This window comes from Klebsiella sp. RIT-PI-d, from assembly GCF_001187865.1.
Taxonomy (GTDB): domain Bacteria; phylum Pseudomonadota; class Gammaproteobacteria; order Enterobacterales; family Enterobacteriaceae; genus Superficieibacter.
In genome coordinates this window covers 519,653-544,729 of record NZ_LGIT01000009.1, presented here as the reverse complement: position 1 = coordinate 544,729, position 25,077 = coordinate 519,653, and the positions used below count along the sequence as shown (strand labels likewise).

General features: G+C 52.1%; 23 protein-coding genes. 11 read left to right on the top strand and 12 right to left on the bottom strand.

What is annotated here, in order from left to right:
• Positions 1–10 precede the first annotated feature (10 nt).
• Positions 11–952, bottom strand: coding sequence for a beta-aspartyl-peptidase (iaaA, locus tag AC791_RS09180; RefSeq protein WP_049840153.1), 942 nt, complete (start codon positions 950–952; stop codon positions 11–13).
• A gap of 187 nt (positions 953–1,139) precedes the next feature.
• Here iaaA and moeA point away from each other — a divergent pair, with 187 nt between their 5' ends.
• Together moeA and moeB are read left to right on the top strand one after the other, a co-directional pair.
• On the top strand, positions 1,140–2,375 hold the full coding sequence (gene moeA, locus AC791_RS09175) for a molybdopterin molybdotransferase MoeA (RefSeq protein ID WP_049840152.1): 1,236 nt from the start codon (positions 1,140–1,142) through the stop codon (positions 2,373–2,375).
• Complete coding sequence (gene moeB, locus AC791_RS09170; RefSeq protein WP_049840151.1) at positions 2,375–3,160, top strand: molybdopterin-synthase adenylyltransferase MoeB; 786 nt, start codon at positions 2,375–2,377, stop codon at positions 3,158–3,160. The genes moeA and moeB overlap by 1 nt, the downstream gene beginning before the upstream one ends.
• A gap of 8 nt (positions 3,161–3,168) precedes the next feature.
• Here the strand turns inward: moeB and AC791_RS09165 are convergent, their stop codons facing one another.
• Positions 3,169–4,095: an Rpn family recombination-promoting nuclease/putative transposase gene (locus AC791_RS09165; RefSeq protein WP_049840150.1), complete on the bottom strand. Its 927-nt coding sequence runs from the start codon at positions 4,093–4,095 to the stop codon at positions 3,169–3,171.
• A gap of 256 nt (positions 4,096–4,351) precedes the next feature.
• Here AC791_RS09165 and AC791_RS09160 point away from each other — a divergent pair, with 256 nt between their 5' ends.
• Positions 4,352–5,167 (top strand): Cof-type HAD-IIB family hydrolase, encoded by an 816-nt coding sequence (locus AC791_RS09160; RefSeq protein WP_049840149.1) that lies wholly within the window; start codon positions 4,352–4,354, stop codon positions 5,165–5,167.
• 74 nt (positions 5,168–5,241) lie between these two features.
• On the opposite strand, the gene AC791_RS09155 is transcribed toward AC791_RS09160, so the two are convergent.
• Complete coding sequence (locus AC791_RS09155) at positions 5,242–6,834, bottom strand: ABC-F family ATPase (RefSeq protein ID WP_049840148.1); 1,593 nt, start codon at positions 6,832–6,834, stop codon at positions 5,242–5,244.
• 290 nt (positions 6,835–7,124) lie between these two features.
• On the opposite strand from AC791_RS09155, the gene ldtB reads away from it, so the two are divergent.
• Positions 7,125–8,045 (top strand): L,D-transpeptidase, encoded by a 921-nt coding sequence (ldtB, locus tag AC791_RS09150; RefSeq protein ID WP_049840147.1) that lies wholly within the window; start codon positions 7,125–7,127, stop codon positions 8,043–8,045.
• 45 nt (positions 8,046–8,090) lie between these two features.
• Here ldtB and AC791_RS09145 read toward each other — a convergent pair whose 3' ends face one another.
• From AC791_RS09145 to mntR, 8 genes are all read right to left on the bottom strand, one after another.
• Positions 8,091–8,807 carry a GntR family transcriptional regulator gene (locus tag AC791_RS09145; protein WP_049840146.1) on the bottom strand — a complete coding sequence of 239 codons (717 nt, stop codon included), beginning with the start codon at positions 8,805–8,807 and terminating at the stop codon, positions 8,091–8,093.
• Between the two features lie 17 nt (positions 8,808–8,824).
• Positions 8,825–10,132, bottom strand: a complete 1,308-nt coding sequence (locus tag AC791_RS09140) for a PTS sugar transporter subunit IIC (RefSeq protein WP_049840145.1) — start codon at positions 10,130–10,132, stop codon at positions 8,825–8,827.
• Positions 10,133–10,216: 84 nt separating this feature from the next.
• Positions 10,217–11,593, bottom strand: a complete 1,377-nt coding sequence (locus AC791_RS09135; RefSeq protein ID WP_049840144.1) for a glycoside hydrolase family 1 protein — start codon at positions 11,591–11,593, stop codon at positions 10,217–10,219.
• A gap of 187 nt (positions 11,594–11,780) precedes the next feature.
• On the bottom strand, positions 11,781–13,307 hold the full coding sequence (locus AC791_RS09130) for an efflux transporter outer membrane subunit (protein WP_049840143.1): 1,527 nt from the start codon (positions 13,305–13,307) through the stop codon (positions 11,781–11,783).
• A gap of 1 nt (position 13,308) precedes the next feature.
• Positions 13,309–14,880 (bottom strand): DHA2 family efflux MFS transporter permease subunit, encoded by a 1,572-nt coding sequence (locus AC791_RS09125; RefSeq protein ID WP_049840142.1) that lies wholly within the window; start codon positions 14,878–14,880, stop codon positions 13,309–13,311.
• Positions 14,877–16,001, bottom strand: coding sequence for an HlyD family secretion protein (locus tag AC791_RS09120; protein ID WP_049840141.1), 1,125 nt, complete (start codon positions 15,999–16,001; stop codon positions 14,877–14,879). Before AC791_RS09120 ends, AC791_RS09125 begins: the two co-directional genes overlap by 4 nt.
• A gap of 99 nt (positions 16,002–16,100) precedes the next feature.
• On the bottom strand, positions 16,101–17,210 hold the full coding sequence (locus AC791_RS09115; protein ID WP_049840140.1) for an SLC13 family permease: 1,110 nt from the start codon (positions 17,208–17,210) through the stop codon (positions 16,101–16,103).
• A complete protein-coding gene (gene mntR / locus AC791_RS09110) occupies positions 17,207–17,680 on the bottom strand; it encodes a manganese-binding transcriptional regulator MntR (RefSeq protein WP_049840139.1) in 474 nt (157 codons plus the stop codon). Before mntR ends, AC791_RS09115 begins: the two co-directional genes overlap by 4 nt.
• Positions 17,681–17,862: 182 nt before the next feature.
• On the opposite strand from mntR, the gene mntS reads away from it, so the two are divergent.
• Both mntS and AC791_RS09100 read left to right on the top strand, forming a co-directional pair.
• A complete protein-coding gene (mntS, locus tag AC791_RS09105) occupies positions 17,863–17,991 on the top strand; it encodes a manganase accumulation protein MntS (protein WP_049840138.1) in 129 nt (42 codons plus the stop codon).
• A gap of 277 nt (positions 17,992–18,268) precedes the next feature.
• A complete protein-coding gene (locus tag AC791_RS09100; RefSeq protein WP_049840137.1) occupies positions 18,269–19,852 on the top strand; it encodes a phosphoethanolamine transferase in 1,584 nt (527 codons plus the stop codon).
• A 56-nt stretch (positions 19,853–19,908) separates the two neighbouring features.
• On the opposite strand, the gene ompX is transcribed toward AC791_RS09100, so the two are convergent.
• Positions 19,909–20,415, bottom strand: a complete 507-nt coding sequence (gene ompX / locus AC791_RS09095) for an outer membrane protein OmpX (RefSeq protein ID WP_049840136.1) — start codon at positions 20,413–20,415, stop codon at positions 19,909–19,911.
• A 350-nt stretch (positions 20,416–20,765) separates the two neighbouring features.
• On the opposite strand from ompX, the gene rhtA reads away from it, so the two are divergent.
• The 5 genes from rhtA to glnQ all read left to right on the top strand — a co-directional run bounded on the left by rhtA (position 20,766) and on the right by glnQ (position 25,014).
• Positions 20,766–21,656 carry a threonine/homoserine exporter RhtA gene (gene rhtA / locus AC791_RS09090; RefSeq protein ID WP_049840135.1) on the top strand — a complete coding sequence of 297 codons (891 nt, stop codon included), beginning with the start codon at positions 20,766–20,768 and terminating at the stop codon, positions 21,654–21,656.
• Between the two features lie 296 nt (positions 21,657–21,952).
• Positions 21,953–22,465 carry a DNA starvation/stationary phase protection protein Dps gene (gene dps / locus AC791_RS09085; RefSeq protein WP_049840134.1) on the top strand — a complete coding sequence of 171 codons (513 nt, stop codon included), beginning with the start codon at positions 21,953–21,955 and terminating at the stop codon, positions 22,463–22,465.
• A 350-nt stretch (positions 22,466–22,815) separates the two neighbouring features.
• Positions 22,816–23,562 (top strand): glutamine ABC transporter substrate-binding protein GlnH, encoded by a 747-nt coding sequence (gene glnH, locus AC791_RS09080; protein ID WP_049840133.1) that lies wholly within the window; start codon positions 22,816–22,818, stop codon positions 23,560–23,562.
• 73 nt (positions 23,563–23,635) lie between these two features.
• The gene (gene glnP / locus AC791_RS09075; protein ID WP_049840132.1) at positions 23,636–24,295 is read left to right on the top strand and encodes a glutamine ABC transporter permease GlnP; all 660 of its coding nucleotides are present in this window, start codon (positions 23,636–23,638) and stop codon (positions 24,293–24,295) included.
• Positions 24,292–25,014 carry a glutamine ABC transporter ATP-binding protein GlnQ gene (gene glnQ, locus AC791_RS09070; protein ID WP_049840131.1) on the top strand — a complete coding sequence of 241 codons (723 nt, stop codon included), beginning with the start codon at positions 24,292–24,294 and terminating at the stop codon, positions 25,012–25,014. The genes glnP and glnQ overlap by 4 nt, the downstream gene beginning before the upstream one ends.
• Positions 25,015–25,077 lie beyond the last annotated feature (63 nt).

The following is a 25,077-nucleotide window of genomic DNA, read 5'->3' as shown; positions in this document are numbered from 1 at the left end:
CGGTCTCTCCTTATTCGCGATAAATGCCAATAGTTGGCGTATCGCCGGCATAACCCCAGGCACGATACATGCCTTCACTGTTAAACGGTAAAACCACGTTGCCTTCCCGGTCAACGGCAATCAGCCCGCCGCTGCCGCCGAGCGCCGGAAGTTTCTCCATCACGACGCGTTCGCAGGCCTCCATCAGGCTTAAGCCACCATACTCCATCAGGGCGGAGATATCATAGGCGGCCAGGGTGCGCATGAAGACTTCACCGGTTCCGGTACACGACACTGCAACGCTGGCATTATTGGCATAGCATCCGGCACCGGGTATTGGACTGTCGCCCACGCGCCCCGGCAGCTTATTGGTCATTCCACCCGTCGAGGTCGCTGCCGCCAGGTCACCGGCTTTATCCAGCGCCACCGCACCGACGGTGCCCATTTTTTTACGCTCATCAAGCGGGGCGACATCATGATCCAGACGCAGTTCTCCCACCTCCTGGGCGGCAAGCAGCTGTTCATAGCGCTCGGGCGTTGAGAACATGTCACTATCGACACGCGCCATACCGTGTTCGAATGCAAAGTGTTCAGCCCCTTCACCGATCAACAGTACGTGGGGGCTTTGCTCCATCACCAGTCGTGCTGCCAGCACCGGGTTACGCAGGTGGCTAACGCCTGCAACTGCACCGGCCTTCAGGCTGCTACCGTCCATAATGCAGGCATCCAGTTCGTGTGTGTTATCACGGGTAAAGACCGCACCGGTACCGGCATTAAATAGCGGACACTCTTCCAGTAGCCTGACGGCTTCGGTAACAACATCCAGCGCGCTTTTTCCCGCTTCCAGCATCGCCTGCCCGGTTTCTACAATCGATGAAAGCGCGGTAATGTACTGCTGCTCCCGCGCAGGCGTCATCTGCGCACGCGTAATGGCCCCTGCGCCGCCATGAATCGCAATGACTGCATTTCCCATTATTTTATTCCTGTGCGAGGGCATCACGGCTTTTTCTATAAATATCATTACCGTGGTAACTCTTTTATACGAATTTTGAATATAGAAAGATGTAGAGGTGATGTAAAGGTTAAGCCAACGGTGGCATACAGCCGACGGCGGTTTTCTGCCATAATGACGCATTCGATTTTACTCGCAGGAGTTTGCCATGAATTTTGACGCCGGACTGATACCGCTCGACGATGCCCTTTCGCAGATGCTTAATCGTATTGCCCCGTTGACGGAGGCGGAGAGCGTTCCGCTGATTCAGGCGTTTGGCCGCGTAACGGCGCAGGATACCGTGTCGCCGCTGGATGTCCCCGGTTTCGATAATTCCGCTATGGATGGCTATGCCGTTCGGCTCGCCGATCTTAACGCGCAGACTCCGCTGCCAGTGGCCGGGAAAAGTTTCGCCGGTCAGCCTTTTCAGGGCGAATGGCCCGCCGGAACCTGCCTTCGTATCATGACCGGTGCGCCGGTGCCTGCGGACTGCGAAGCCGTAATCATGCAGGAAGAAGCCGGGGTGTCTGACGCCGGAGTAAGCTTCAGCGCAGCGGTACGTCCGGGGCAGAATATCCGCCGCCGTGGGGAAGATATCCGCTGCGGCGCAACTGTGCTTCCACGTGGAACGCGACTCACCGCCGCTGAACTGCCGATTCTGGCCTCGCTGGGTATTGCGCAGGCAGCAGTAGTTCGTCGGGTTCGCGTGGCGCTCTTTTCTACCGGTGATGAACTCCAGCTTCCGGGCCAGCCGCTGGCAGACGGGCAAATCTACGATACTAATCGCCTGACGGTACATTTGATGCTGGAACAACTCGGCTGCGACGTTATCAATCTCGGTATCGTTCGGGACGATCCGCAGCAGTTACGCGAGGTTTTTATCCGCGCCAGCGAACAGGCGGACGTGGTGATTAGCTCAGGTGGCGTGTCGGTTGGCGAAGCCGATTATACTAAAACCATTCTGGAGGAGCTGGGTGAAATTGCCTTCTGGAAGCTGGCCATCAAGCCGGGTAAACCTTTTGCCTTTGGCCAGCTGGGCAACAGCTGGTTTTGCGGCCTGCCGGGCAATCCGGTCTCGGCTGCACTGACGTTCTATCAACTGGTTCAGCCGCTGCTGGCTAAACTCAGCGGTACCCGCTCGGCGGCGCTCCCCTCCCGACTGCGCGCACGCGCGGCGACACGCTTAAAAAAATCGCCGGGCCGTCTCGATTTCCAGCGCGGCATTTTACAGCGTAATGCTACAGGCGAGCTGGAAGTGCAAACCACCGGCCACCAGGGGTCACATATTTTTAGTTCCTTCAGCCAGGGTAACTGTTTCATCGTGCTGGAGCGCGAGCGCGGTAATGTTGAGGCGGGTGAATGGGTTGAGGTTGAGCCGTTTAATGCCCTGCTGGGAGGACTATAATGGCCGTGGAGCTTAGCGATGCAGAAATGATGCGCTATAACCGACAAATTGTGCTGCGCGGTTTTGATTTTGAAGGCCAGGAAGCGCTGAAGGCCGCGCGGGTGCTGGTTGTCGGTCTGGGCGGGCTGGGCTGTGCCGCGGCCCAGTATCTGGCAGGCGCGGGCGTCGGTGAACTAACGCTGCTTGATTTCGATACCGTTTCGCTTTCTAACCTTCAGCGTCAGACGTTACACAGCGACGCGACTCTCGGGCAGGCAAAGGTTCTCTCTGCACGTGATGCGCTGGCACGCATCAATCCGCATATCATCCTGACGCCTGTTGATGCTCTGCTGGACGAGACGGCGCTGGTACCGCTGATTGCTGAGCACAGTCTGGTTATGGACTGTACCGATAATGTCGCCATTCGCCAGCAGCTTAATGCTGGCTGTTTTACCCACAAAATCCCGTTAGTCTCTGGTGCAGCCATTCGCATGGAGGGAAACGTCAGCGTTTTTACCTGGCGCGATGACGAGCCTTGCTATCGCTGCCTGAGCCGTTTATTCGGCGAAAATGCCCTCACCTGCGTTGAAGCTGGCGTTATGGCTCCGCTGGTAGGGGTTATCGGTTCGCTGCAGGCGATGGAAGCCATTAAGGTCCTGGCGCAGTACGGCTCGCCGGCCAGTGGGAAAATCGTCATGTATGACGCGATGACCTGCCAGTTCCGGGAAATGAAACTGAGGCGTGCACCAGGATGTGATGTGTGCGGTACGTCATCTTCAGGCACCCACAGCCAGGTGCCTGACTGATACGCGCATCAGATGCCGTGCGCCACTAATTTTTCGGCAGAAAGCCCGGTAATTTTCAGTATGGTGTCTCGCGCTATGCCATTTTCCAGCATAGTGCGTGCAATGCGCAGCGCTTCTTCCTGGCGTCCTTCCTGATGTCCTTCCTGAAAACCTTCGCGTTGACCATCCTTGCGACCTGCTTCGTGTAGTCGTTCTGCAATCGTCATCATCTCCTCCTTGTATTGCGGCGAACGTTGGGCAATCTGGCGGAAAAACTCGCTAAAATTGGGTGCATCGCCGCAGCGCACCAGATAATTAAACAGCGTTTCTCGCTGGATAGCCGTAGTGTATCCCATTGCCAGAAGCGAGGCCAGTTGCTCTACCATCAGCAGTAAGTCTCGCTGACGGATATGTTTTTGCACCAGCTCAAGCAGGGCTATTCGCCGATGTTGCATGATTTGCGCATCTGAGGTCGCAGTAATATCTACCAGTGGAAACGGCGCTGAATAAAGCTGACGGGCTGAAACCGGATCGGCAAATTCATCAAACCAGCTCAGGGAGTGCGGACAGGGGCTTTCGCTACCGTGATAAAATAACATAGGCACCACCAGGGGCAACGTCGTGTGGCCTTTATCCAGATGACGCTGCATGACCTCCATTGCATAGCGCAGCAACCTGAAGGCGATTAATTTATCGGGCGTGCTTTGATGCTCAATCACTACATAGATATATCCCTTTCCCGCCTGGGTACTGACTGACCAGATAATATCGGAATGAAAAGCGCGCAGATCCTTTTTAATAAAACTGGCAGGCTCAAGCGTGAGCGAGTCCAGATCGCACAATGCCCGCCACCTGCGCGGGAGATGAATATCAAGAAAATCGCGCGCCGTTTCCGGGTGACTTAAAAATTGCTTGAACAGCGCATCGTGCGGTGTAGAGGTGGTGACCTTTTCCATGGCAAACCCTTGAGACGAAACAAGATGGCGCAACGATATCGACTGCCGGACCACACTGCATTCAGGGCGTTTACCTTTTACGCGCGACATTCTGAAAAGAACGCATCTGTTTGTAACGGTTACATTCTGGCGGAACCACCTTCGCAGGCCTTAGTCTGTCAGGATTGATCGCCCGGATTGATACAATTTATGCGTGCATTGCCTCTCTTAGGCATTAAAATGTGACGAATTGCCGTTTTCATCAGGAGCACATTTTATGGCCGTTAAAGTTATCGTTACCGACATGGATGGAACCTTTCTCAGTGACGCTAAAACGTACGATCGCCCGCGTTTTTTGGCGCAGTTTGCCGGGCTTAAGGAACGTGGGATCGAGTTTGTGGTTGCCAGCGGCAACCAATATTATCAGCTAATTACTTTCTTCCCTGAAATACGCGATCAAATCTCTTATGTTGCTGAAAATGGCGCACTGGTTTACGAGCACGGTCAGGAGCTTTTTCACGGTGAATTAACGCCGCATGAATCTCAGATTGTGATGGGTGAATTGCGCAAAGATCCAAAGCTTAATTTTGTCGCCTGCGGTCTTGAAAGTGCCTGGGTCAGCGATAAAGCCCCGGACGCATTTATTGAATTGATGTCGAAACACTATTACCGCCTGAAGCGTATTAGTGACTACAGCGAAATCAACGACAAATTGTTTAAGTTCTCGCTTAATCTGCCCGATGAACAGATCCCACAGCTGGTAGATGCGCTGCATATTTCACTTGAGGGCGTAATGAAGCCCGTCACCAGCGGCTTTGGTTTTATCGATTTAATTATTCCCGGTCTGCATAAGGCAAATGGAATTAGCCGTCTGCTGAAACGCTGGGATATTTCGCCGCAGGAGTGCGTGGCCATTGGTGATAGCGGCAATGATGCCGAGATGCTCAAGCTGGCGAAGTACTCCTTTGCCATGGGCAATGCTGGCGAGGCGATTAAAGCCATATCGCGGTATGAAACCTCGGATAACAACCAGAATGGCACACTAAATGTGATTCAGGCGGTACTGGATAACGCACCGCCTTTTAACGACTGACGTTGCCCTCCGGGAGAGGGAAACGCAGTGAAACTTAACCGGGCTTTATCATTCAGAAAAGCCCGTTTCAGACGTTACTCGATGCCCTGACTGCGCAGATAATCTTCGTAGTTGCCGCTAAAGTCCACGACGCGTTTCGGCGTAATTTCGAGTACGCGGGTGGCCAGTGAACTGACGAATTCGCGGTCGTGCGAGACAAAAATCAGGGTGCCTTCGTACATTTCAAGCGCCATGTTCAGCGACTCAATGGATTCCATATCCAGGTGGTTAGTCGGTTCATCCATCACCAGAATGTTAGGCTTTTGCATCATCAGCTTGCCAAACATCATGCGACCTTTTTCACCACCGGACAGCACCTTAGCCGGTTTTTTGATATCGTCCTGGCTGAACAGCAGGCGTCCGAGGAAGCTGCGAACAACCTGTTCATCATCACCTTCCTGCTTCCACTGGCTCATCCAGTCGAAAACGGTCAGATCGTTGGCAAAATCTTCCGCGTGATCCTGAGCATAATAGCCAATGCGCGCATTCTCAGACCATTTTACCGTCCCGCTACTGGCTTCAAGCTCGCCCACCAGCGTTTTCAGCAGGGTGGATTTACCGACGCCGTTGGTTCCCAGTACCGCGAGCTTTTCGCCAACTTCCAGCATCAGGTTCACATCTTTGAATAGCAGGCCGTTATCAAAACCCTTCGCCAGTTTCTCCACTTCAAGCGCATTACGGAACAGCTTTTTATCCTGTTCGAAGCGAATGAATGGGTTCTGACGACTGGAGGCTTTCACCTCATCAAGTTTAATTTTGTCGATCTGGCGGGCACGCGAAGTTGCCTGGCGTGATTTCGAGGCGTTGGCGCTAAAGCGGCTGACGAAAGATTGCAGATCGGCAATTTGCGCCTTTTTCTTGGCGTTATCGGCCAGCAGACGTTCACGGGCCTGGGTTGCCGCGGTCATATATTCGTCGTAGTTGCCCGGATAGACGCGCAGCTCGCCGTAATCCAGATCGGCCATATGGGTGCAGACCATGTTTAAAAAGTGACGGTCGTGCGAAATAATAATCATGGTGCTGTTACGCTCGTTCAGCACCTGCTCCAGCCAGCGAATCGTATCGATGTCCAGGTTGTTGGTAGGTTCGTCGAGCAGCAGAATATCAGGATTAGAGAACAGAGCCTGAGCCAGCAGGACGCGCAGTTTCCAGCCCGGCGCGATATCGCTCATCGGGCCATAGTGCTGCTCAACCGGAATACCGACACCCAGCAGCAGTTCACCGGCGCGGGATTCGGCGGAATAACCGTCCATTTCGCCATACAGTACTTCGAGATCGGCCACTTTGTAGCCGTCTTCTTCGCTCATTTCAGCGAGGGCATAAATGCGGTCGCGCTCCTGCTTCACTTCCCACAGTTCGCCGTGACCCATAATAACGGTGTCGAGAACGGAGAAGTTTTCAAACGCAAACTGATCCTGACGCAGCTTACCAATCCGCTCGTTCGGATCGAGAGACACGTTGCCAAGCGTTGGCTCTAAATCACCGCCGAGGATCTTCATAAATGTGGATTTACCGCTACCGTTCGCGCCAATCAGGCCGTAACGGTTGCCGCCGCCAAACTTGACGGAAATATTTTCAAATAGCGGCTTACTGCCGAACTGCATGGTGACGTTACTGGAAACTAACACGGGTATATCCTGAGAGAGATGTGACAAACCGCTAATTATGCCACTTTGGCGCGCCTTTTTCACCTGCGGAATTCACTTGCTGCCAGCGCTGGGTTAAAACCTCGCGATATGCCAGGATTCTGAATTAAAATCAGTCCCCTGTAATTGCGTCTAAAATGAACTCAACGTAAAAAAGTGTGATTTTGCACACATCTGTTTCCCACTAAACCGTAATGCACATATAATGCGCTGCGAATGAATGATAGTGGACTTTTAAACCAACAGCCTGTGGCACGGGTATCTTGCATAATATGAATATGAAATTAACGACCCTCTTTGCGGCGGCGCTGGCTGTCGTGGGCTTTTGCAATACAGCTTCAGCCGTTACCTACCCTCTGCCAACCGACGGCAGCCGTCTGATTGGTGAAAACCAGGTAATTCAGATCCCCGATGATAACAAGCAGCCGCTGGAGTACTTTGCGGCCGAGTATCAGATGGGCCTGTCCAACATGCTGGAAGCTAACCCGGGTGTCGATACCTACCTGCCAAAAGGCGGTACCGTACTGAATATCCCTCAGCAGCTGATCCTGCCGGATACCGTGCATGAAGGGATTGTCATTAACAGTGCTGAGATGCGTTTGTACTACTATCCGAAAGGCACGAATACCGTCATCGTCCTGCCTATCGGTATTGGTCAGTTGGGTAAAGATACGCCAATTGCCTGGACGACCAAGGTTGAGCGTAAGAAAGCCGGTCCAACCTGGACCCCGACGGCAAAAATGCATGCTGAATACGTTGCAGCGGGTCAGCCGCTCCCGGCAGTCGTTCCGGCAGGTCCTGATAACCCGATGGGCCTGTATGCCCTCTATATTGGCCGCCTGTACGCAATTCACGGTACCAACGCTAACTTCGGCGTCGGCCTGCGCGTAAGCCACGGTTGCGTACGTCTGCGTAATGACGATATTAAATTCCTGTTCCAGAACGTGCCGGTCGGAACGCGCGTTCAGTTTATTGATGAGCCGGTTAAATCAACCACCGAGCCGGACGGTAGCCGTTATGTTGAAATCCATAACCCGCTGTCAACTACCGAAGCGCAGTTCAATGGCGATGAAGTGGTGCCGGTCACTCTGACTAAAGCGGTGAAAAAAGTAACCGATCAAGCCGATGTCGATCGGTCCGTGCTGGATCAGGCGATCCAGAACCGTTCCGGTATGCCGGTTCGTCTCAATTAATAACGTATTACTCTGCCCGGCAGCAACAACGCGCCGGGCATCTTTTCAGCCATTATTGATAATCACAATTCCACTGTGATCGTAGCGGTAGTGGCAATGGGCGTACTCCAGCGGCGTTCCATCCTCCAGATAAATCACCTGCTCGACTTCCATCACCGGATCGGTTTCCTGACACAGCAAATATTGCCTGTCCAGCGCATCAGGCTTCAGGGCGCGAACAACCCGGTATGAGCCCATGATCTTCAGGCCCAGCGTCTGCTGAATATAATGGAACACGGAGTTTTCAAGATGAGATTTATTAAGGCCAGGCACCAGACCTACCGGCATAATGGTGGCGTCCAGCGACATTGGTTCACCGTTTAGCAGGCGCAAGCGGACAAAGTCATAGACCGGTGCGTCAGCGTTAATCAGCAGTGAAGTCTGCTCTTTCTCATCGGGAAAACGCAGTTCAAAACGAATGACCTCGCTGCTGACCGTACCTTTATCCTGCCACGTTTGGGTTGCGCCAAAATAGTCGTTGCTGGCAAGCTCCCACTGCGAAAGCTGGTGAAAGTTCTTACGAATAAACGTGCCCTGCCCCTGACGCGTGTATACCAGTCCTTCAACAATCAGCTGACGCATCGCCTGCTGAATGGTCATTCGGCTGGTGCTGAACTCGGCTGCCAGCGCAAACTGATCGGGCAACGGCTCGCTGGCGGGATACTGCTTGCTGAGAATACGCTGCCTGATTTCCCGCGCGATCAACACATACTTTGCTGCCATTGCTCATCCTTTCTGGTTTACGCTATCCCACTATTTTTTTGCGCCACTCTCTCCGCGATTTTGAGAAATGGCAGGTAGAAGAATACACCAAAGACGATGATGATCAATTGCACCACTACGGCACGCCAGTCACCTGCGGTTGCCAGCCATGCGCTGAGCACAGGCGGCGTCGTCCACGGGATCATCACCACACAACGGGACATCAGTCCCAGGGTGGTACAAATCCAGGCAAATAAAATACCGATGGCCGGCAACATAACAAACGGGATCATCAGCGGGATATTAAACACAATCGGCAAACCAAAAATGACCGGTTCATTAATATTAAATAGCCCCGGAGTGAATGCCAGACGAGAGACCTGTTTGGCCGCTTTTTGCCGCGAGAAAAGAAAAATAGCAATCAGCAATGAAAACGTACTGCCCGTGCCGCCAATCATGCCAAAAGTAGGAACGAAAATATTATTAATAATATGCGGAATTGGCTGGCCGTTGGCGAACGCCAGCATATTCTCATTGGTATTAATCAGCAGGAACGGCTCCAGAATGACGCTGTTCACCACTGCCTGATGAATACCCAGGGTAAATAAGAAGTTACCAAAGCTATAGATAAACAGCGTGCCCGGCAGACTGGTATTGATCATTCTCAGCGGCTGCTGAATTAATGTTGTAATAAGATGAATCAGGTCGGTATGTAATAGATTGGTCAGCAGAGCAGCACCCAGCGCGAATAGCGACAGGGTTAATAGTGTGGGTATAAGCGCTGAAAATGACTGGCCCACCGCCGGCGGTACATTTTCGCCCAGCGAAATTTTAAGCCGCTGAACCTGAGAAATACGGATAAAAACTTCGGTCGACAGCAGACCAATAATTACGCCGGCAAAAATACCGGTAGTACCAATATTGGCGAAAGTTAATACCTGGGTAATGGACACCGACGCTTTTTCACCAACCGGGATGACGTCTACCTGCATGGGCATCATGATGATAAAACTGCACAGGGCAATAATGACCGCTGAAACCGGATTGTCACTATGTTTATTACGTGCCAGAGACCACGCGATCATCGGGGCAATGAGCAGGGCGGCGATATTCAGGGTGCCGTTAATTATCGCATCCCCCCACAATTTGAATTTCGCTAACGTCTCCCCTTCCATGACCCACGGGAACACGACGTTATTTACCAGTACCGCCAGCCCGGCCAGAATAAAAATAGGCATGATGGCGGCAAACGCATCGCGCAGCGAGCGCAAATGTACCTGCCCGGCGATACGCGCGGAAACATCAACAAAACGATCGGTAAAAGACTGCATATTTGAAGCGGACATCGCAGACCCCTTTATTTACTGTTCTGGATCTATCGGGTAACAGCTGCCTGCAACCCGATATCAGTGCACATCCTGCGCGGAGGGCTACATATTATCGCCGTTGCTGTGGATGACCTGTTTTAACCATGCGTAGCTTTTCTTCGGCACCCGCTTCAAATCTTTAAGATCGTGATTTTCGCGATTAACGTACACCACGCCATAGCGCTTACGCATATCCCCCTTCGAGCTAAGAATGTCGATAAGCCCCCAGCCGAGATAACCGATAACCTCGGCACCATCCTCGAAAATAGCCGCTTTCATGGCGTTGATATGCTCCCGGTGATAGTCGATGCGATAATCATCTTCAATCATATTTTCGCCATCCCAGGACTCGATGACGCCAATCCCGTTCTCAATGGGGAACACCGGCAGGCGCCAGTCGTTGTAATAGCGGGTGATAATAGTGCGAAAGCCCAGCGGATCGATTTGCCAGTTCCACTCGGTGGCCTCTAACCACGGATTTGGTTTATCCCCGTACTCCATATAGTTATTGATCGGCGTATGTTCCGGGATAGCGTCGCTATCGAGCGTTTTACTGGCATAATAGCTGAACGCCATGAAGTCGTTTTTAACCGTCGCCAGCAGAGCGAGATCGTCCTGCCGGTAGATATCTTCGAATCCTTCGCGTTGCACTACCGCCAGTACTTCCGGACTATAGCCCTCGCCGGCATATACCCGCAGCAGGTTTTGATTAAGAAACTCATCGTATTGTTGTGCGCAAAAAATATCGCGCGGCTTGCAGGTCGCCGGGTAAACCAGCTGGTGTGCCAGCATACCGCCCATTAGCTGGCCCGGTTTCGTGTCGTGTAAATAGTGAGTAAGATGAACATGCGCCATCATGGTGTAGTGCTGGATCAGATATAAATCACGCAGGGTTTGTTCTCCCCGCATATAACCTGAGACTTTAAAAGCCTCCGGCATATGAAAAATATTTTGCTCGTTGAAGGTCAGCCAGTATTTCACCCGCTCGCCAAAACGGTCAATCATCTCACGTCCATAGCGAATAAAGGCTTCCATTACCCGCCGGTCGGTAAAACCATTGTATTTTTCTGCCAGCGCCAGCGGCATATCGAAATGATACAGGCACACCATTGGTTCAATATTACGTGCAAGTAAGTCATTGATAAAACGCTCGTAAAAGGCAATACCTTCTTCATTAAATTCACCATCGCCCTGCGGGCATACCCGACTCCATGCAATCTGGAAGCGATAGCAGTTCATGCCCAAATCCTGCATGTGGTCGAAATCTTCCCGGTAGCGATGATAGGAGTCGGTGGCCACTTTCCAGTCCGAGGCAAACTCGCTGGCCTCACGGATATCATAAACCGACTTCCCTTTTCCCCCTTCGTTCCATGCGCCTTCGGTCTGCATACTGGAGACTGAATTTCCCCATAAGAACCCTTCGGTTAATTTCTTTGTCATCATGCGGCTCCATTTTTGAACATGTAAAGTCATTTAAAATATATGACTAGTCATATACCCAACAGGGCGCTGGAGGCAAAAAGTAATGGGTGAAAATGTGAGCTGATTCGAAAAGATCGCCGTTGCCGAACACAAAAAAGCCCGGTAAAAACCGGGCTGGTGTTAAACACGATCGGTCGTCTGACGACTATCCGCGGGGGGCATCACCAAAGACCGCATAGTCCGGCAGACGCACGGTCTGATACGGCTCCCAGCCGCCGCCCAGGGCTTTATACAGCGCGACCAGATCGAGGCTACTTTGCACTTTAGCCTGCGCGCGCTGTTGTTCAGCCTGCGCCAGCTGCCGTTGGGCATCCAGCACGTCAATAAACGTGGCCAGCCCCTGGCGATAGCTGTCGCTGGCGAGGTTAAAGGCGTTTTGCAACGCTTCAATGGACCGGTCCAGTCCCTGCTCCTGCTGCTGATCGCTGCGATAACTCACCAGCGCGTTTTCGACATCATTCAGCGCCGTCAGCACCGTCTGGCGATATTGCAGCACGGTCGCCCCCTGCTGCGCACGCGCCAGTTTGACGCTCGACACCAGACGTCCACCCTGGAAAATCGGGATCGACACCTGCGGGCCGAAGCTGTAAAAATGGCTGCTCCAGTCGCTGAGCCAGTCCGCTTCGCTATTACGCATCCCAAACTGGCCGCTGAGGGTCAGGCTCGGGAATAGCTGCGCGACGGATACGCCAATTTGCGCGGTCGCCGCGTGAAGATTAGCTTCGGCCTGACGAACATCGGGCCGCCGACGTGCCAGGGTTGACGGGATACCGGTTTTTACAATAGACGGCAGCGGCGGCAGAGGCTGTTCACCGCGCAACTCGTGATCCAGCGTGCCGGGCGCTTTACCCAGCAGTACGGCCAGCGCATTCATTGCCTGACGCTGCTGCGCCTGATACTGCGGCAGTTGCGCTTCAAGATTGCCTAACTGAGCGCGGGCATTTTCCACATCCAGCTGCGGTGACAGTCCGCCGCGCTGGCGGTTCTCCGTCAGCGCCAGCGTCTGCTGCGCACTGGCGATCTGCGTATTCATAGTATGGATAATACTTTGCGCCCCGCGGAGCTGGAGCCAGGCGCGAGCCACTTCCGCTTCCAGCGAAACCAGTGCGTCATTACGCTGTTCGATGGCGGCTTGCTGTTGGGCATCGGCCGCTTCCACCTGACGGCGGACTTTGCCCCATAAATCCAGCTCCCACTGCGCGTCAAAACTGCCCTGGTAAAGATTAATCGGCTGGGTGAGCGGCCCCAAAGCACCGCGCAGATCCGGGTCAACATTATCCAGTTGGCTATAAACGTCGTGAGATTCCAGCTCGCCCTTCAGCCCTAACTGCTGGCGGGTTGCCTGCACATTGCCGTTCACCGCCGGCATAAATGCGCCACCGGCCTGATTCAATTGCTCACGTGCGCCCGCAATGCGCAGTACTGATTGCTGCAATGACAGGTTACCGGCGATGGCCCGTTCAATCAGGCTATTTAACTGCGGCGAGTTAAAGGTCGTCCACCAGCGCGGATCGACCGCTTCAGGACGGGTTTGCGACGGAACGTCGCGGTTGCCAGGATCATTCCAGCGCGCCGGCGTTTGCGGCACTGCGGTTTGATAATCCGGGCCAACGCTGCATCCGGCCACTATCAGCGCCAGAAAGGTCAGCGGAAAAATAGTGCATCTTTGCATATTAATGTGCTCCTGCGCTGCCTTCACTTTTCACCGGTGACAGCAGTAGACAAAAAGGGATCAGCAGTAGCGCAACCACGCTAAGCATCGTAAAGACATCGATGTAGGCCAAAATCCGCGACTGTTCAATCATCGTCTGATACATCTGACCGGTAGCAATGCTCAGCGGATCGCCCACCAGCCCGGTAAAATCACGTATTGCCTGGGCCGACTGGCGAATGGCCTGCTGGAACGGCTCATTAAACGGGCTGGTGTGATAGGACAGATGGGCGCTGTGCGCCTGCGCCCGCTCGGTGATCGCCGCCGTTGACAGCGAGATGCCGATCGATCCGGCGACGTTGCGGAACATGGTAAACATCGCTGAGGCATCGGCATTAAGTTGACGAGGGATGGTGATAAAGGCAATGGTGGTGAGCGGCACGAACAGAAAGCCGAGGCCCAGCGACTGCGCGCTGCGAAACATTACCAGGGTCTCGAAGTCCACATCAGGTGTTAACGTTCGCGACCAAAAGAACGCGGCACCGAGCAGCAAAAAGCCGAAAGCGATGATTATTCGGGTTTGCACTATCGGCATCAGTTTAAGCACCAGCGGAATGGTCAGTACGATAAGCACCGCCCCCGGAGAGAGCACCAGCCCGGACCAGGTGGCCGTATAGCCTAAATCCTGCTGCGCCAGCTGGGGGATCACCACTGAACTGCCGTACAGGATCATCGCCATTCCGGCCATCAGCAGGCTGGAGACGGCAAAGTTTTTATCCGCCATACAGCGTAAATCCACCACCGGCTTACGCGCATAAATCAGCCAGAATATTGCACCAATAATGCCGATAAGCGTTAATACCGCGAAGGTACAGATGAAATTCGAATAGAACCAGTCTTCATCTTCACCGCGATCGAGCATCACCTGTAAACAGCCAAGCCCCAGTGCGATAAGCCCGATGCCGGTCCAGTCGATACTCAGTTTCTCTTCCGATTTCCGCTCCCACGGCGGGTCTTCCAGCAGATGATAAATTGCCAGAACGGTCACAATGCCGACCGGAATATTAATAAAGAAGACCCAGCGCCAGGAGTAGTTATCAGTGATCCAGCCGCCGAGCGTTGGCCCAAGTACCGGTGCAACAATAATCGCAATCGACGACAGGCCAAACGCTTTGCCGCGATCTTCCGGCTTAAAATAATCCAGCAGCACTGATTGCTGCGTTGGCTGAAGCCCGCCGCCGAAGAATCCCTGCATAATGCGGAACAGAATGATTTGCCACAGTTCAGTCGCAATTCCGCATAAAAAGGAGCAGACGGTGAACATTACAATGCAAATCAGGAAAAACTGCTTACGGCCAAACACCCGACTCAGGAAGGCGGAAATAGGCAAAACGATCCCGTTGGCCACCAGATAACTGGTCAGCACCCAGGTCGATTCGTCGTAGCTTGCCGACAGCGATCCGGCGACATGAGGCAACGCCACGTTAACGATGGTGGTATCGAGGATTTCCATAAATACCGCGAGGGTAACCACCATCGCCACCGCCCATGGATTGCCGGCAGGCCGCCAGTTTTCATGGCTCTGGTCGGTCATTCAAGCGTTACCTTAGGTTCGACAGAAAGGCCCAGCGGCAGCGGATGATTTTCATCCAGTCCTTTATCAATCACGATTTTAACCGGCACGCGCTGAACAATTTTCACGAAGTTGCCGGTGGCATTTTCCGACGGGAAGGCGGCGAACTTCGAGCCGCTCCCCTGCTGGATGCTGTCCACATGCCCTTCCAGCTCCATATCGCCAAACGCATCGACCTTAATACTTACTTTATTACCGGGACGCAGTCGTTCCAGCTGCGACTCTTTAAAGTTAGCGACGATCCAGATATCAGGTGAGACCAGCGAGAACAGCGCGGTCCCGGCCTGTACCAGGGTACCGTTCTGCACATTACGTTTGGTGACAAAGCCGTCGAACGGCGCACGAACCTCGGTCCATGACAGATTTAGCTCTGCTGTTTCAAGCTGGGCACGAGCCTGATCGACCTGACGTTCGCGGGCTTCAACATTGGTTTCCTGCTGCCGGATTTGCAGTTCGACCTGGTCGGCAACTTCAAGCTGTGCTTTGGCGCTGGCCATCTGCGCCTGTGCGCTGCGTAATTGTGCATTGGCCGAATCAATATTCTGCTGGGTAGTTGCCCGCGGATCGACACTGCGCTGGCGACGATAAGCCGCCTCAGCATTAGCCTGATCGGCCTGCGCTTTCAATACCTGAGCACGCGCTTCATCGCGCTGGGCGGGATATTGCACTTTCGATAACGCCAGCTGCGCCTGTGCCTGATGCAGTTGTGCTTGCGCCAGACCCAGTTGTGCTTTGGCCTGATCGCGCTGCGCGGTCGCATCACGCGGATCGATGACCACCAGCAAATCGCCTTTCTTCACCCGCTGGTTATCTTTTACCCGTAATTCAGTAACGTAGCCGGCGACCTTTGGCGCGATGGTAACCGCGTCACCATCGGTAAAGGCATCATCGGTGGTTTCCTGATTGCGGGTCATCAGCCACCACACCAGCGCCACGATAATCATTACGATCACCACAATGCCCAGAATAATAAGGGGTTTTTTACCCGGACGTTTGCGCTCGCTCTTCTTATTGTTGTCTTCCTGGTGTTCCGCTTTTTGAGGTTCCTGCGGATTTTCAGGTTGTTCGTCTTTCTCTGCCATAATTGTGCAACGGTCCTGTCAGTTAACGGCGTAAGGGTGCCTGATAACTAAAGTTAGGAGGTTGCTATACATTTTCCAGGAAAAACTGACAAATCAGCACTAACTGATAATGAGTAATCCGTAACCCACCAGCGCAGCCCAGACTAACAGGGGCAGAGAATAAACATGAAAGCGCCACCAGATGCGACGATTTCCCGCCATGCGCAGCGCAATGAGGTTCGCCAGAGAGCCAGGCAACAGTCCAAACCCGCCGACATTAACTGCCCATGCCAGTAATGTGGATGGCGGAACATAATTCAGCAGCAGAATGGTTGAAGGAACATTGCTGATCGCCTGCGACAGACTAATCGCCGTCAGCCACAGCTGGAACGACGAAAGTCCCCCTACCCGGTCGAGCGCGCTCTGTAAGACGGGTAGCTGCGTCAATAAATGCACATCGATAAACATTACGATAAATACCAGCAGCAGCGACCAGTCCACTTTCAGTATCACGCCTCTGGCGACGATCAGAAAGCCTGCCAGCAGGATGCCCAGCCCCCATAATTCCTGCTTCGTCTCCAGGGCGATAAGAAACACCAGATAAAAGAACAGACAACTCCATAGCAGACGCCGCTGCCACTGCGGAGATTTGTCGCCGCTGCGAAATTGCAGGAGCTGAGAAGGAAAGCAGATCCAGCACAATACCAGCAACGTTACCATCATACTGAGTGCCAGCGGCAGCATCTGTCCGATAAACGCCGGAAATGACAAACCGGAACGGCCCCACAGCAGAATATTTTGCGGATTGCCAATCGGGGTCAGTAGCGAACCGGCATTAACGGCCAGCGCTTCGAAGATGATCAGTCGGTTAACCGGGATCTCACACCATTTCTTCAACGTTAACGTCAGCGGCACGACAATAAACAGCGCCACATCATTGGTCAAAAAGGTCGACAGTAAGGCGGCAGCCAGCACCATAAACAGTGCCAGTTGCTTTACCGTCACAAAGCGGCGCGCCATTTTACGCCCCAGCACATCAAAACAGCCGCTCTGCTCGACGCCTTTGGTGAGAAGCATCAATCCACTGAGCGTAATAATAGTGTGCCAGTCGATGGCAGCAGGCCAGTGCTCTGGTGCAAAGGGAACGAACAGGCTGAGGATAACAGCAATAATAATTAGCAGATGAAGAAAGCGATCGCGCGCCAGGGCATCAACCAATGGCAGGTTCATTCGGCAGATGTTCCATGTTTTTGACTAAACTGGCGGAACATTTCCAGCGTTTCCTCACTGACGTGATGTTCAATGCCTTCGGCATCGCGCCGGGCGGTATCAGCACTCACCCCGAGCACCAGCAGGAAATTTTCCACGATATGATGACGCTGACGGCTCTCTTCGGCCAGTTTTTCACCTTCAGGGGTCAGAAAAACGCCCCGCCACGGAATTTGTTCGATAAGACCGACGCTGGCCAGACGCTTAAGCATTTTGGCGACCGTGGGCTGTGAGACGCCAAGGCGAGCGGCCATATCAACCTGACGCGCTTCACCGACTTCACGAATAAGGTCGGAAATTAATTCCACATAGTCATCAATCAACTCACGGCGATGGGCTTCTCGCACCTGGCGAAAGCCCTCGACGTGCTCCTCAACATTCACTAATTGCGTCACTTTTTTTGTTATTGGTTTTTCCGTGCGACGGCCCATTGTGCTTCCTCGTATGTGCGATACCCCGGAGGCATCAAGTCAAGAATGCTCATTGTATAGGATTGTGATGGGAGTACAAAAATTTAACGTTTAAGCCATAGCTATAAAATATAGCCTGTGCTATATCTGTATGTAATGCAGTCACTCTTCACGGAATGAAGGGCTCAACGTCAGGAGGTCATATGAATCAATTTAAGAGGTGTATACGCGTGTTTAGTCACTCTCCCTTTCAGGTCCGCTTAATGCTGTTGAACATGCTTTGCGAGATGATCAATGGTAAACCCAGGCCGGATGACAAACCTTCCCACTAGTGCGGCGTCGCGGTACGCCGCATTATTTTCCTGTCATTTTTCAGCGCTACGCTGACCGTTTTGTTATTACTCCCCCGTTTTTTTCCGGATTTGCAATCCGCTTCGCAAAACAATTCTTTATGGCTAGTTGACCTTATATTCACGGCGCTTTATCTTCTTGCAGCCCTGCCTACATGCCGCTTGCAGATGCGGACATCCGTCCCTCTTTGCGCACAACTCCGCAGGTTTTGACCCTTGGCGCCAGGGTGAGCACATGGCGTTTTTATGACTGTGGTATATGAATTACACCCTGAAAGAATCGCTTGCCTCACAACGCCAGGCGTTTAGCCCGTGGATCGGTTTCTACTTCCTGCAATCGTTACTGATTAACCTGGCGCTCGGCTATCCCTTTAGCCTGCTTTACGCTATCGCCTTTACCTGTGTGCTTCATCTGCTGTGGCGCATTGCGCCTACAGTGCAAAAGGTTATTGTCGGTATCTATTCGCTGCTGGCAGCCAGCTATTACCCGTTTGGTCAGGCCTACGGGTCGCCCAACTTTAATACGCTACTGGCTATGCACTCGACCAATATGGAAGAGTCCAGTGAAATCCTGACCATTTTTCCCTGGTACAGTTACGTTATTGGCGTCTTTATTTTTGCGCTGGGGGTTATTGCCGTGCGGCGTAAAGTGCTTAATAAGCCGTCATGGGGAAAAATAGAAAGTGTGTGCCTGTTATTAAGCGTCGGTGCCTTTTTTGTACAGCCCGCGCAAAACCTGGCGGCAGGTAGCGTATTTAAACTTAAAGATACGGGTTATCCCGCCGTACGCTTTGTTAAAGATGTGGTAATGAATAATCAGGAAGTGCTTGATGAGCAGGCGCGAATGGCGCAGCTGGCCAGTATGAAAGATACCTGGCACGTTATCACCGCTAAACCCAAATACCATTATTACATCGTCGTTATCGGTGAAAGTGCGCGACGCGATGCGCTGGGTGCATTCGGCGGCCACTGGGATAATACGCCGTTTGCCAGCGCCGTTAACGGTACATTCTTCACTGACTATGTTGCCGCCAGCGGCTCGACGCAGAAATCACTCGGCCTCACGCTGAACCGGGTGGTAGATAACAAACCGCAGTATCAGGATAATATTGTCACCCTGGCTAACCGGGCAGGTTTTCAGACGTGGTGGTTTTCCAATCAGGGGCAAATCGGTGAATACGATTCTGCCATCGCCAGTATTGCCAGACGCGCTGACGAAGCGCAGTTTCTCAAAAACGGTGATTTTGAAGCCGATAAAAACACCCAGGATACTGAACTGCTAAAAATGACGTCACAGGTATTTGCCACTCCGCGCAGCCAGCCGCAGCTGATTGTTCTGCATCTGATGGGGTCTCATCCGCAGGCGTGCGATCGTACCAAAGGAAAGTACACTGTCTTTGTGCAGTCAAAAGAGACGTCATGCTACCTCTATACCATGACGCAAACCGACGATCTGCTTGGCCAGCTGTACGCGCAGTTGCGTAATACAGGCGAAAGTTTCTCGCTGGTCTATTTCTCCGATCATGGTCTGGCCTTTAAAGAGCGCGGCAAAAAAGTCCAGTATCTTGCTCACGACGATCGGTATCAGCAAAATTTTCAGGTGCCGTTTATGGTGCTATCGAGTGATGATAAAGCCCATCGCATCATTAACGCTCGCCGTTCAGCCAATGATTTCCTGGCTTTTTTCTCGCAGTGGACTGGCATTACCGCTCAGGAAATTAAAAAGCACTACACTTTTGTCTCGTCACAAAAAGCCGCGCCGGTGTGGGTCACTAACTTCCAGCTTAAAAAGGTGGACTATAACCATCTTGGCAGCGATATTTTCACCACCCAACGCCGTTGACGCATAAAAAAATCCGCCCGAAGGCGGATTTTTTATCGCAGCAAATCATGCCACCATTAGAAACGGTAGCCGACGCCCGCGATCCAGGTGCCAACGTCAACGCTACGGATACGGCTCTGCTCATAGGAGAAGTCCAGAGCAACGTTTTCCATCGGGTTGAACTGCACGCCTGCGCCGTAAGCTACGCCGTAGTCGCTGGAGCTGTGGTTGTCAGGAATGTCGTTAACCTGAGATTTACCATAGCCAAAGCCTACTACACCGTATACGCTTGCCCAGTCGTTCAGACGGTAAGCAGGGCCTGCAGTGAAGCCGTAGTACTGTGCTTTATTGTAATAGCCGTCAGAGGTGCCATCTTTTTCGGTGTAGGTGAAAGAACCGATCACGCCCAGCGGGGTGTCATTTTCGTAGCGATACTTCAGGTTGAAACCTTTAGCTTTGTTAGCCACGCCCTGCATATCGCTCTGAGCGTAACCACCGCTAACGGTAGAAGTTGCAGCTACGGCAGTACCTGCGGAAACAGCCAGAACAACGGCCAGTGCTGAAAGACATGCAATTTTTTTCATAACCACCTCAAATGTGCTTCAAGTAAGTACTTAAGTATTAAATATATCAAAATGCTAAGAAACTTTTTGCGAATTGCGTTGTCGGGCGCGTCATTTCCTGTAACGAAACATTTCCATTACTGACTATCCCATTCAAAAAAAAGCGCTTTTGTCGCAGAGGCAGTCATTATGACGTGCCTGATTGTTCTCAATCATCGGATTAATCTCAATCTCTGAGAGAATTTTTTACGCTCATTCCTGGTCACGACATGAATTCTAAGCATCTTTTTTCAACAGAGGCTAAACCGATGGTCACTTATCCATTACACTGTGCGCTTTACTTCTTTTGACAAATCTTGACGGGAGAACGGATGCCGGGTTTGCAGCGCAAAATGCCAGTGTGGCTACCAATTATTATTTTATTAATCGCTATGGCGTCGATCCAGAGTGGCGCTTCGCTGGCAAAAACGTTGTTTCCGCTGGTAGGTGCGCCTGGCGTTACCGCCCTGCGTCTGGCGCTAGGTACACTGATTTTAATCGCGGTTTTCAAGCCGTGGCGGCTGCGTTTTAGCCAGGAGCAGCGTATTCCTCTGTTGTGTTATGGCCTCTCGCTGGGCGCTATGAACTATCTGTTTTATCTCTCGATTCAAACAATCCCATTAGGTATTGCAGTCGCGCTGGAGTTCACCGGGCCGCTGGCGGTGGCCCTGTTTTCATCCCGCCGGGCTGTTGATTTTATTTGGGTCGTGCTCGCAGTACTTGGGCTGGGATTTCTGCTGCCATTGGGTCAGGACGTTGCTCACGTCGATCTCAGCGGAGCATTACTGGCGCTGGGTGCCGGGGCGTGCTGGGCGATTTATATTCTTTCTGGCCAGCGTGCCGGGGCCGAGCACGGTCCGGCAACCGTGGCAATGGGGTCGTTGATAGCCGCAGTCATTTTTGTCCCGCTGGGGGCTTTGCAGGCGGGTGACGCCCTGTGGCACTGGTCAATCCTGCCGCTGGGCCTGGCCATCGCCGTACTGTCTACCGCGCTGCCCTACTCGCTGGAGATGATTGCCCTGACCCGGCTCCCCACCCGTACATTTGGCACACTGATGAGTATGGAACCCGCCCTGGCGGCTATGTCCGGTATTATCTTTCTTGGTGAAAGTTTGACGCTAACGCAAACCTTCGCGCTGGCGGCGATTATCGCGGCATCAATGGGTTCAACATTAACCCTGCGCAAAGAGCCAGAGATAAAAAGCATCAAAATTAAAAAATAATAGTCGCCTGCATGGTGCCCGCACCATGCAGAATATCAACCCGGATAATTATTTCTTATTTTCATTAATTTTCATCGCTTCCCTCCATATAATGCGTCGGCCACCACAGGCCATAATGAAATTAAGAATCATTTACGTAACAAGTCGCTAAAATCATGATTTGGTTAGGTATCCTCCAAAATGAAAGCGTGACGCTATTAAACCGATAGGTACATCCCGGATAGCAGGATTAAAAAGCGGTGCTATACTTAATCTCGAAATTTACTTAGGAAATGACATCAAGAGGATATTAGATTATGAGTACCGCTAAACTAGTTAAAACAAAAGCGTCTAATCTGCTTTATACTCGCAACGATGTGTCGGACAGCGAGAAGAAAGCCACCATTGAACTGTTAAATCGTCAGCTGGTTCAGTTTATTGACCTGTCACTGATTACTAAACAGGCTCACTGGAACATGCGCGGTGCTAACTTCATTGGTGTTCACGAAATGCTGGATGGCTTCCGTACGGCGCTGACCGATCATCTTGATACCATCGCCGAGCGTGCTGTTCAGCTGGGCGGCGTTGCCCTGGGGACCACTCAGGTCGTCAATAATAAAACCGCGCTGAAAAGCTATCCGCTGGATATCCATAGCGTTCAGGATCACCTGAAAGAGCTGGCCGATCGTTATGCCATCGTGGCAAACGATGCGCGTAAAGGTATCACTGAAGCGAAAGATGAAGACACCGCAGATATCCTGACTGCCGCTTCCCGCGATCTGGATAAATTCCTGTGGTTTATCGAATCTAACATCGAACAGGCAGAATAATCGCTGCTCCCCCGCTGCATGGGCGGGGAATGAAATGCACCGTGAAGGTGCATTTTTTTTGCCCGTTATTGGCATACGTTAAAATCATGTAACAGCAACCTCACAAAACAGTTAATAAAAGATTGTTTTCTCCCCAGATTCTGCGATAAAAATCAACATTGTTTCTCATCCCGCACTGCCGCACCAAAACAGTGCCCCCAAATGGTGCATATCGTGCTGAAAGGGCCGTTTCTGTGCAGCGGTTTACTGCCGGGTCACTTGAAAAACAATGAGTTGTAAAAGTGGCACGATTTTTTCATACCAACGTCTGTCTTGCAGGGGATCGCCCCGTGAATTTAAAAGGAAATGCTATGAAATCGTTATTTAAAGTTTCCCTGGCTACGCTCGCGCTGGCTTTCGCCGTTTCGTCACAGGCTGCCGATAAAAAACTGGTTGTCGCCACCGACACTGCGTTCGTTCCTTTCGAGTTCAAACAAGGCGATAAGTATGTGGGCTTTGATGTCGACCTGTGGGCGGCCATCGCCAAAGAGTTAAAACTGGATTACACCCTGAAGCCAATGGATTTCAGCGGCATCATCCCGGCGCTGCAAACTAAAAATATTGACCTGGCACTGGCCGGTATTACCATCACTGAAGAGCGTAAAAAAGCGATTGAATTCTCTGATGGCTACTATAAAAGCGGCCTGCTGGTGATGGTTAAAGCGGATAACAACGACGTTAAATCCGTAAAAGATCTCGACGGCAAAGTGGTGGCGGTTAAAAGCGGCACCGGCTCTGTTGACTACTCAAAAGCAAACATCAAAACCAAAGACCTGCGCCAGTTCCCGAATATCGACAACGCCTATATGGAGTTAGGCACTAACCGCGCTGACGCAGTACTGCACGATACACCAAATATTCTGTATTTCATTAAGACTGCCGGCAACGGTAAGTTTAAAGCCGTCGGTGATTCGCTTGAAGCGCAGCAGTACGGTATTGCGTTCCCGAAAGGTAGCGATGAACTGCGTGAAAAAGTGAATGGCGCGCTGAAAACACTGCGTGATAACGGCACCTATAACGAAATCTACAAAAAATGGTTTGGCACTGAACCTAAATAACATTTTCAAACAGTACGCTTCTGGGGGCGGCTTTCGCCCCCTGTTCTATTTAACGCGGTAACAGGAATTTATTATGGAGTTTGACTGGAGTGCCATTTGGCCTGCCATTCCGATTTTACTGGAAGGGGCCAAAATGACGCTGTGGATTTCGATCCTCGGCCTTGCAGGCGGTCTGATCATTGGTTTGCTGGCAGGTTTTGCTCGCTCTTTCGGTGGCAGGATCGTCAATTTCATTGCGCTGGTCTTTATTGAAATCATCCGTGGCACCCCGATTGTCGTACAGGTGATGTTCATCTATTTTGCTCTGCCGATGGCGTTTAACGATCTGCGTATCGATCCGTTTAGCGCTGCCGTTGTGACCATTATGATCAACTCCGGCGCCTATATTGCGGAAATCACCCGCGGTGCGGTCCTGTCTATTCACCGGGGTTTTCGCGAGGCGGGTCTGGCGCTCGGGCTGTCACGTTATGAGACTATCCGCCATGTGATCCTGCCGCTGGCACTGCGTCGAATGCTGCCGCCGTTAGGTAACCAGTGGATTATCAGCATCAAAGATACTTCGCTATTTATTGTTATCGGCGTGGCCGAGTTGACCCGTCAGGGCCAGGAAATCATTGCCGGGAATTTCCGCGCGCTGGAAATCTGGAGCGCCGTTGCCGTCATTTATCTGGTTATTACTCTGGTTCTGAGTTTTATTCTGCGCCGTCTTGAAAAAAGGATGAAAATCCTGTGATTGAATTTAAAAACGTTTCCAAGCATTTTGGCCCGACCAAAGTGCTGCACAATATTGATTTGAACATTACCCAGGGCGAAGTTGTCGTTATTATCGGTCCTTCTGGCTCAGGCAAATCGACGCTACTGCGCTGTATTAATAAACTGGAAGAGATAACCAGCGGCGATCTGATTGTCGACGGTCTTAAGGTTAACGATCCGAAAGTTGACGACCGTTTGATTCGTCAGGAAGCCGGAATGGTTTTCCAGCAGTTTTATCTCTTCCCCCATCTGACGGCGCTGGAAAATGTGATGTTTGGCCCGCTGAGGGTACGCGGCGCGAAAAAAGCGGATGCTGAAAAGCTGGCCTTATCGCTGCTGGCGAAAGTCGGTCTGGCCGAGCGCTCACACCATTATCCGTCTGAACTTTCCGGCGGCCAGCAGCAGCGTGTGGCGATTGCACGTGCGCTGGCGGTAAAACCGAAGATGATGCTGTTTGATGAACCTACCTCAGCTCTGGATCCAGAGCTGCGTCATGAAGTGCTCAAAGTGATGCAGGACCTGGCGGAAGAAGGTATGACTATGGTCATCGTCACGCATGAAATCGGCTTTGCCGAGAAAGTGGCATCACGGCTGATTTTTATCGATCAGGGCCGTATTGCTGAAGATGGTAATCCACAAACGCTGATTGAAAATCCGCCAAGCCTGCGCCTGCAGGAATTTTTACAGCACGTCTCCTGAGTCATCGTCCGCCCCTGCCGGGGCGGCATCCCCGGAATAATCTCATTTCCCGCCAGCTCGCCC

What these genes read in the sequence shown, in the direction of transcription:
- glnH (WP_049840133.1), top strand. Translation starts at nt 22,816, where the DNA reads ATGAAATCGTTATTTAAAGTTTCCCTGGCTACGCTCGCGCTGGCTTTC.
- AC791_RS09165 (WP_049840150.1), bottom strand. Translation starts at nt 4,095, where the DNA reads ATGGAAAAGGTCACCACCTCTACACCGCACGATGCGCTGTTCAAGCAA.
- mntS (WP_049840138.1), top strand. Translation starts at nt 17,863, where the DNA reads ATGAATCAATTTAAGAGGTGTATACGCGTGTTTAGTCACTCTCCCTTT.
- moeA (WP_049840152.1), top strand. Translation starts at nt 1,140, where the DNA reads ATGAATTTTGACGCCGGACTGATACCGCTCGACGATGCCCTTTCGCAG.
- AC791_RS09160 (WP_049840149.1), top strand. Translation starts at nt 4,352, where the DNA reads ATGGCCGTTAAAGTTATCGTTACCGACATGGATGGAACCTTTCTCAGT.
- AC791_RS09140 (WP_049840145.1), bottom strand. Translation starts at nt 10,132, where the DNA reads ATGTCCGCTTCAAATATGCAGTCTTTTACCGATCGTTTTGTTGATGTT.
- AC791_RS09115 (WP_049840140.1), bottom strand. Translation starts at nt 17,210, where the DNA reads ATGAACCTGCCATTGGTTGATGCCCTGGCGCGCGATCGCTTTCTTCAT.
- AC791_RS09120 (WP_049840141.1), bottom strand. Translation starts at nt 16,001, where the DNA reads ATGGCAGAGAAAGACGAACAACCTGAAAATCCGCAGGAACCTCAAAAA.
- iaaA (WP_049840153.1), bottom strand. Translation starts at nt 952, where the DNA reads ATGGGAAATGCAGTCATTGCGATTCATGGCGGCGCAGGGGCCATTACG.
- ldtB (WP_049840147.1), top strand. Translation starts at nt 7,125, where the DNA reads ATGAATATGAAATTAACGACCCTCTTTGCGGCGGCGCTGGCTGTCGTG.
- moeB (WP_049840151.1), top strand. Translation starts at nt 2,375, where the DNA reads ATGGCCGTGGAGCTTAGCGATGCAGAAATGATGCGCTATAACCGACAA.
- AC791_RS09130 (WP_049840143.1), bottom strand. Translation starts at nt 13,307, where the DNA reads ATGCAAAGATGCACTATTTTTCCGCTGACCTTTCTGGCGCTGATAGTG.
- AC791_RS09135 (WP_049840144.1), bottom strand. Translation starts at nt 11,593, where the DNA reads ATGACAAAGAAATTAACCGAAGGGTTCTTATGGGGAAATTCAGTCTCC.
- AC791_RS09145 (WP_049840146.1), bottom strand. Translation starts at nt 8,807, where the DNA reads ATGGCAGCAAAGTATGTGTTGATCGCGCGGGAAATCAGGCAGCGTATT.
- rhtA (WP_049840135.1), top strand. Translation starts at nt 20,766, where the DNA reads ATGCCGGGTTTGCAGCGCAAAATGCCAGTGTGGCTACCAATTATTATT.
- dps (WP_049840134.1), top strand. Translation starts at nt 21,953, where the DNA reads ATGAGTACCGCTAAACTAGTTAAAACAAAAGCGTCTAATCTGCTTTAT.
- AC791_RS09100 (WP_049840137.1), top strand. Translation starts at nt 18,269, where the DNA reads ATGAATTACACCCTGAAAGAATCGCTTGCCTCACAACGCCAGGCGTTT.
- mntR (WP_049840139.1), bottom strand. Translation starts at nt 17,680, where the DNA reads ATGGGCCGTCGCACGGAAAAACCAATAACAAAAAAAGTGACGCAATTA.
- glnP (WP_049840132.1), top strand. Translation starts at nt 23,636, where the DNA reads ATGGAGTTTGACTGGAGTGCCATTTGGCCTGCCATTCCGATTTTACTG.
- ompX (WP_049840136.1), bottom strand. Translation starts at nt 20,415, where the DNA reads ATGAAAAAAATTGCATGTCTTTCAGCACTGGCCGTTGTTCTGGCTGTT.
- AC791_RS09125 (WP_049840142.1), bottom strand. Translation starts at nt 14,880, where the DNA reads ATGACCGACCAGAGCCATGAAAACTGGCGGCCTGCCGGCAATCCATGG.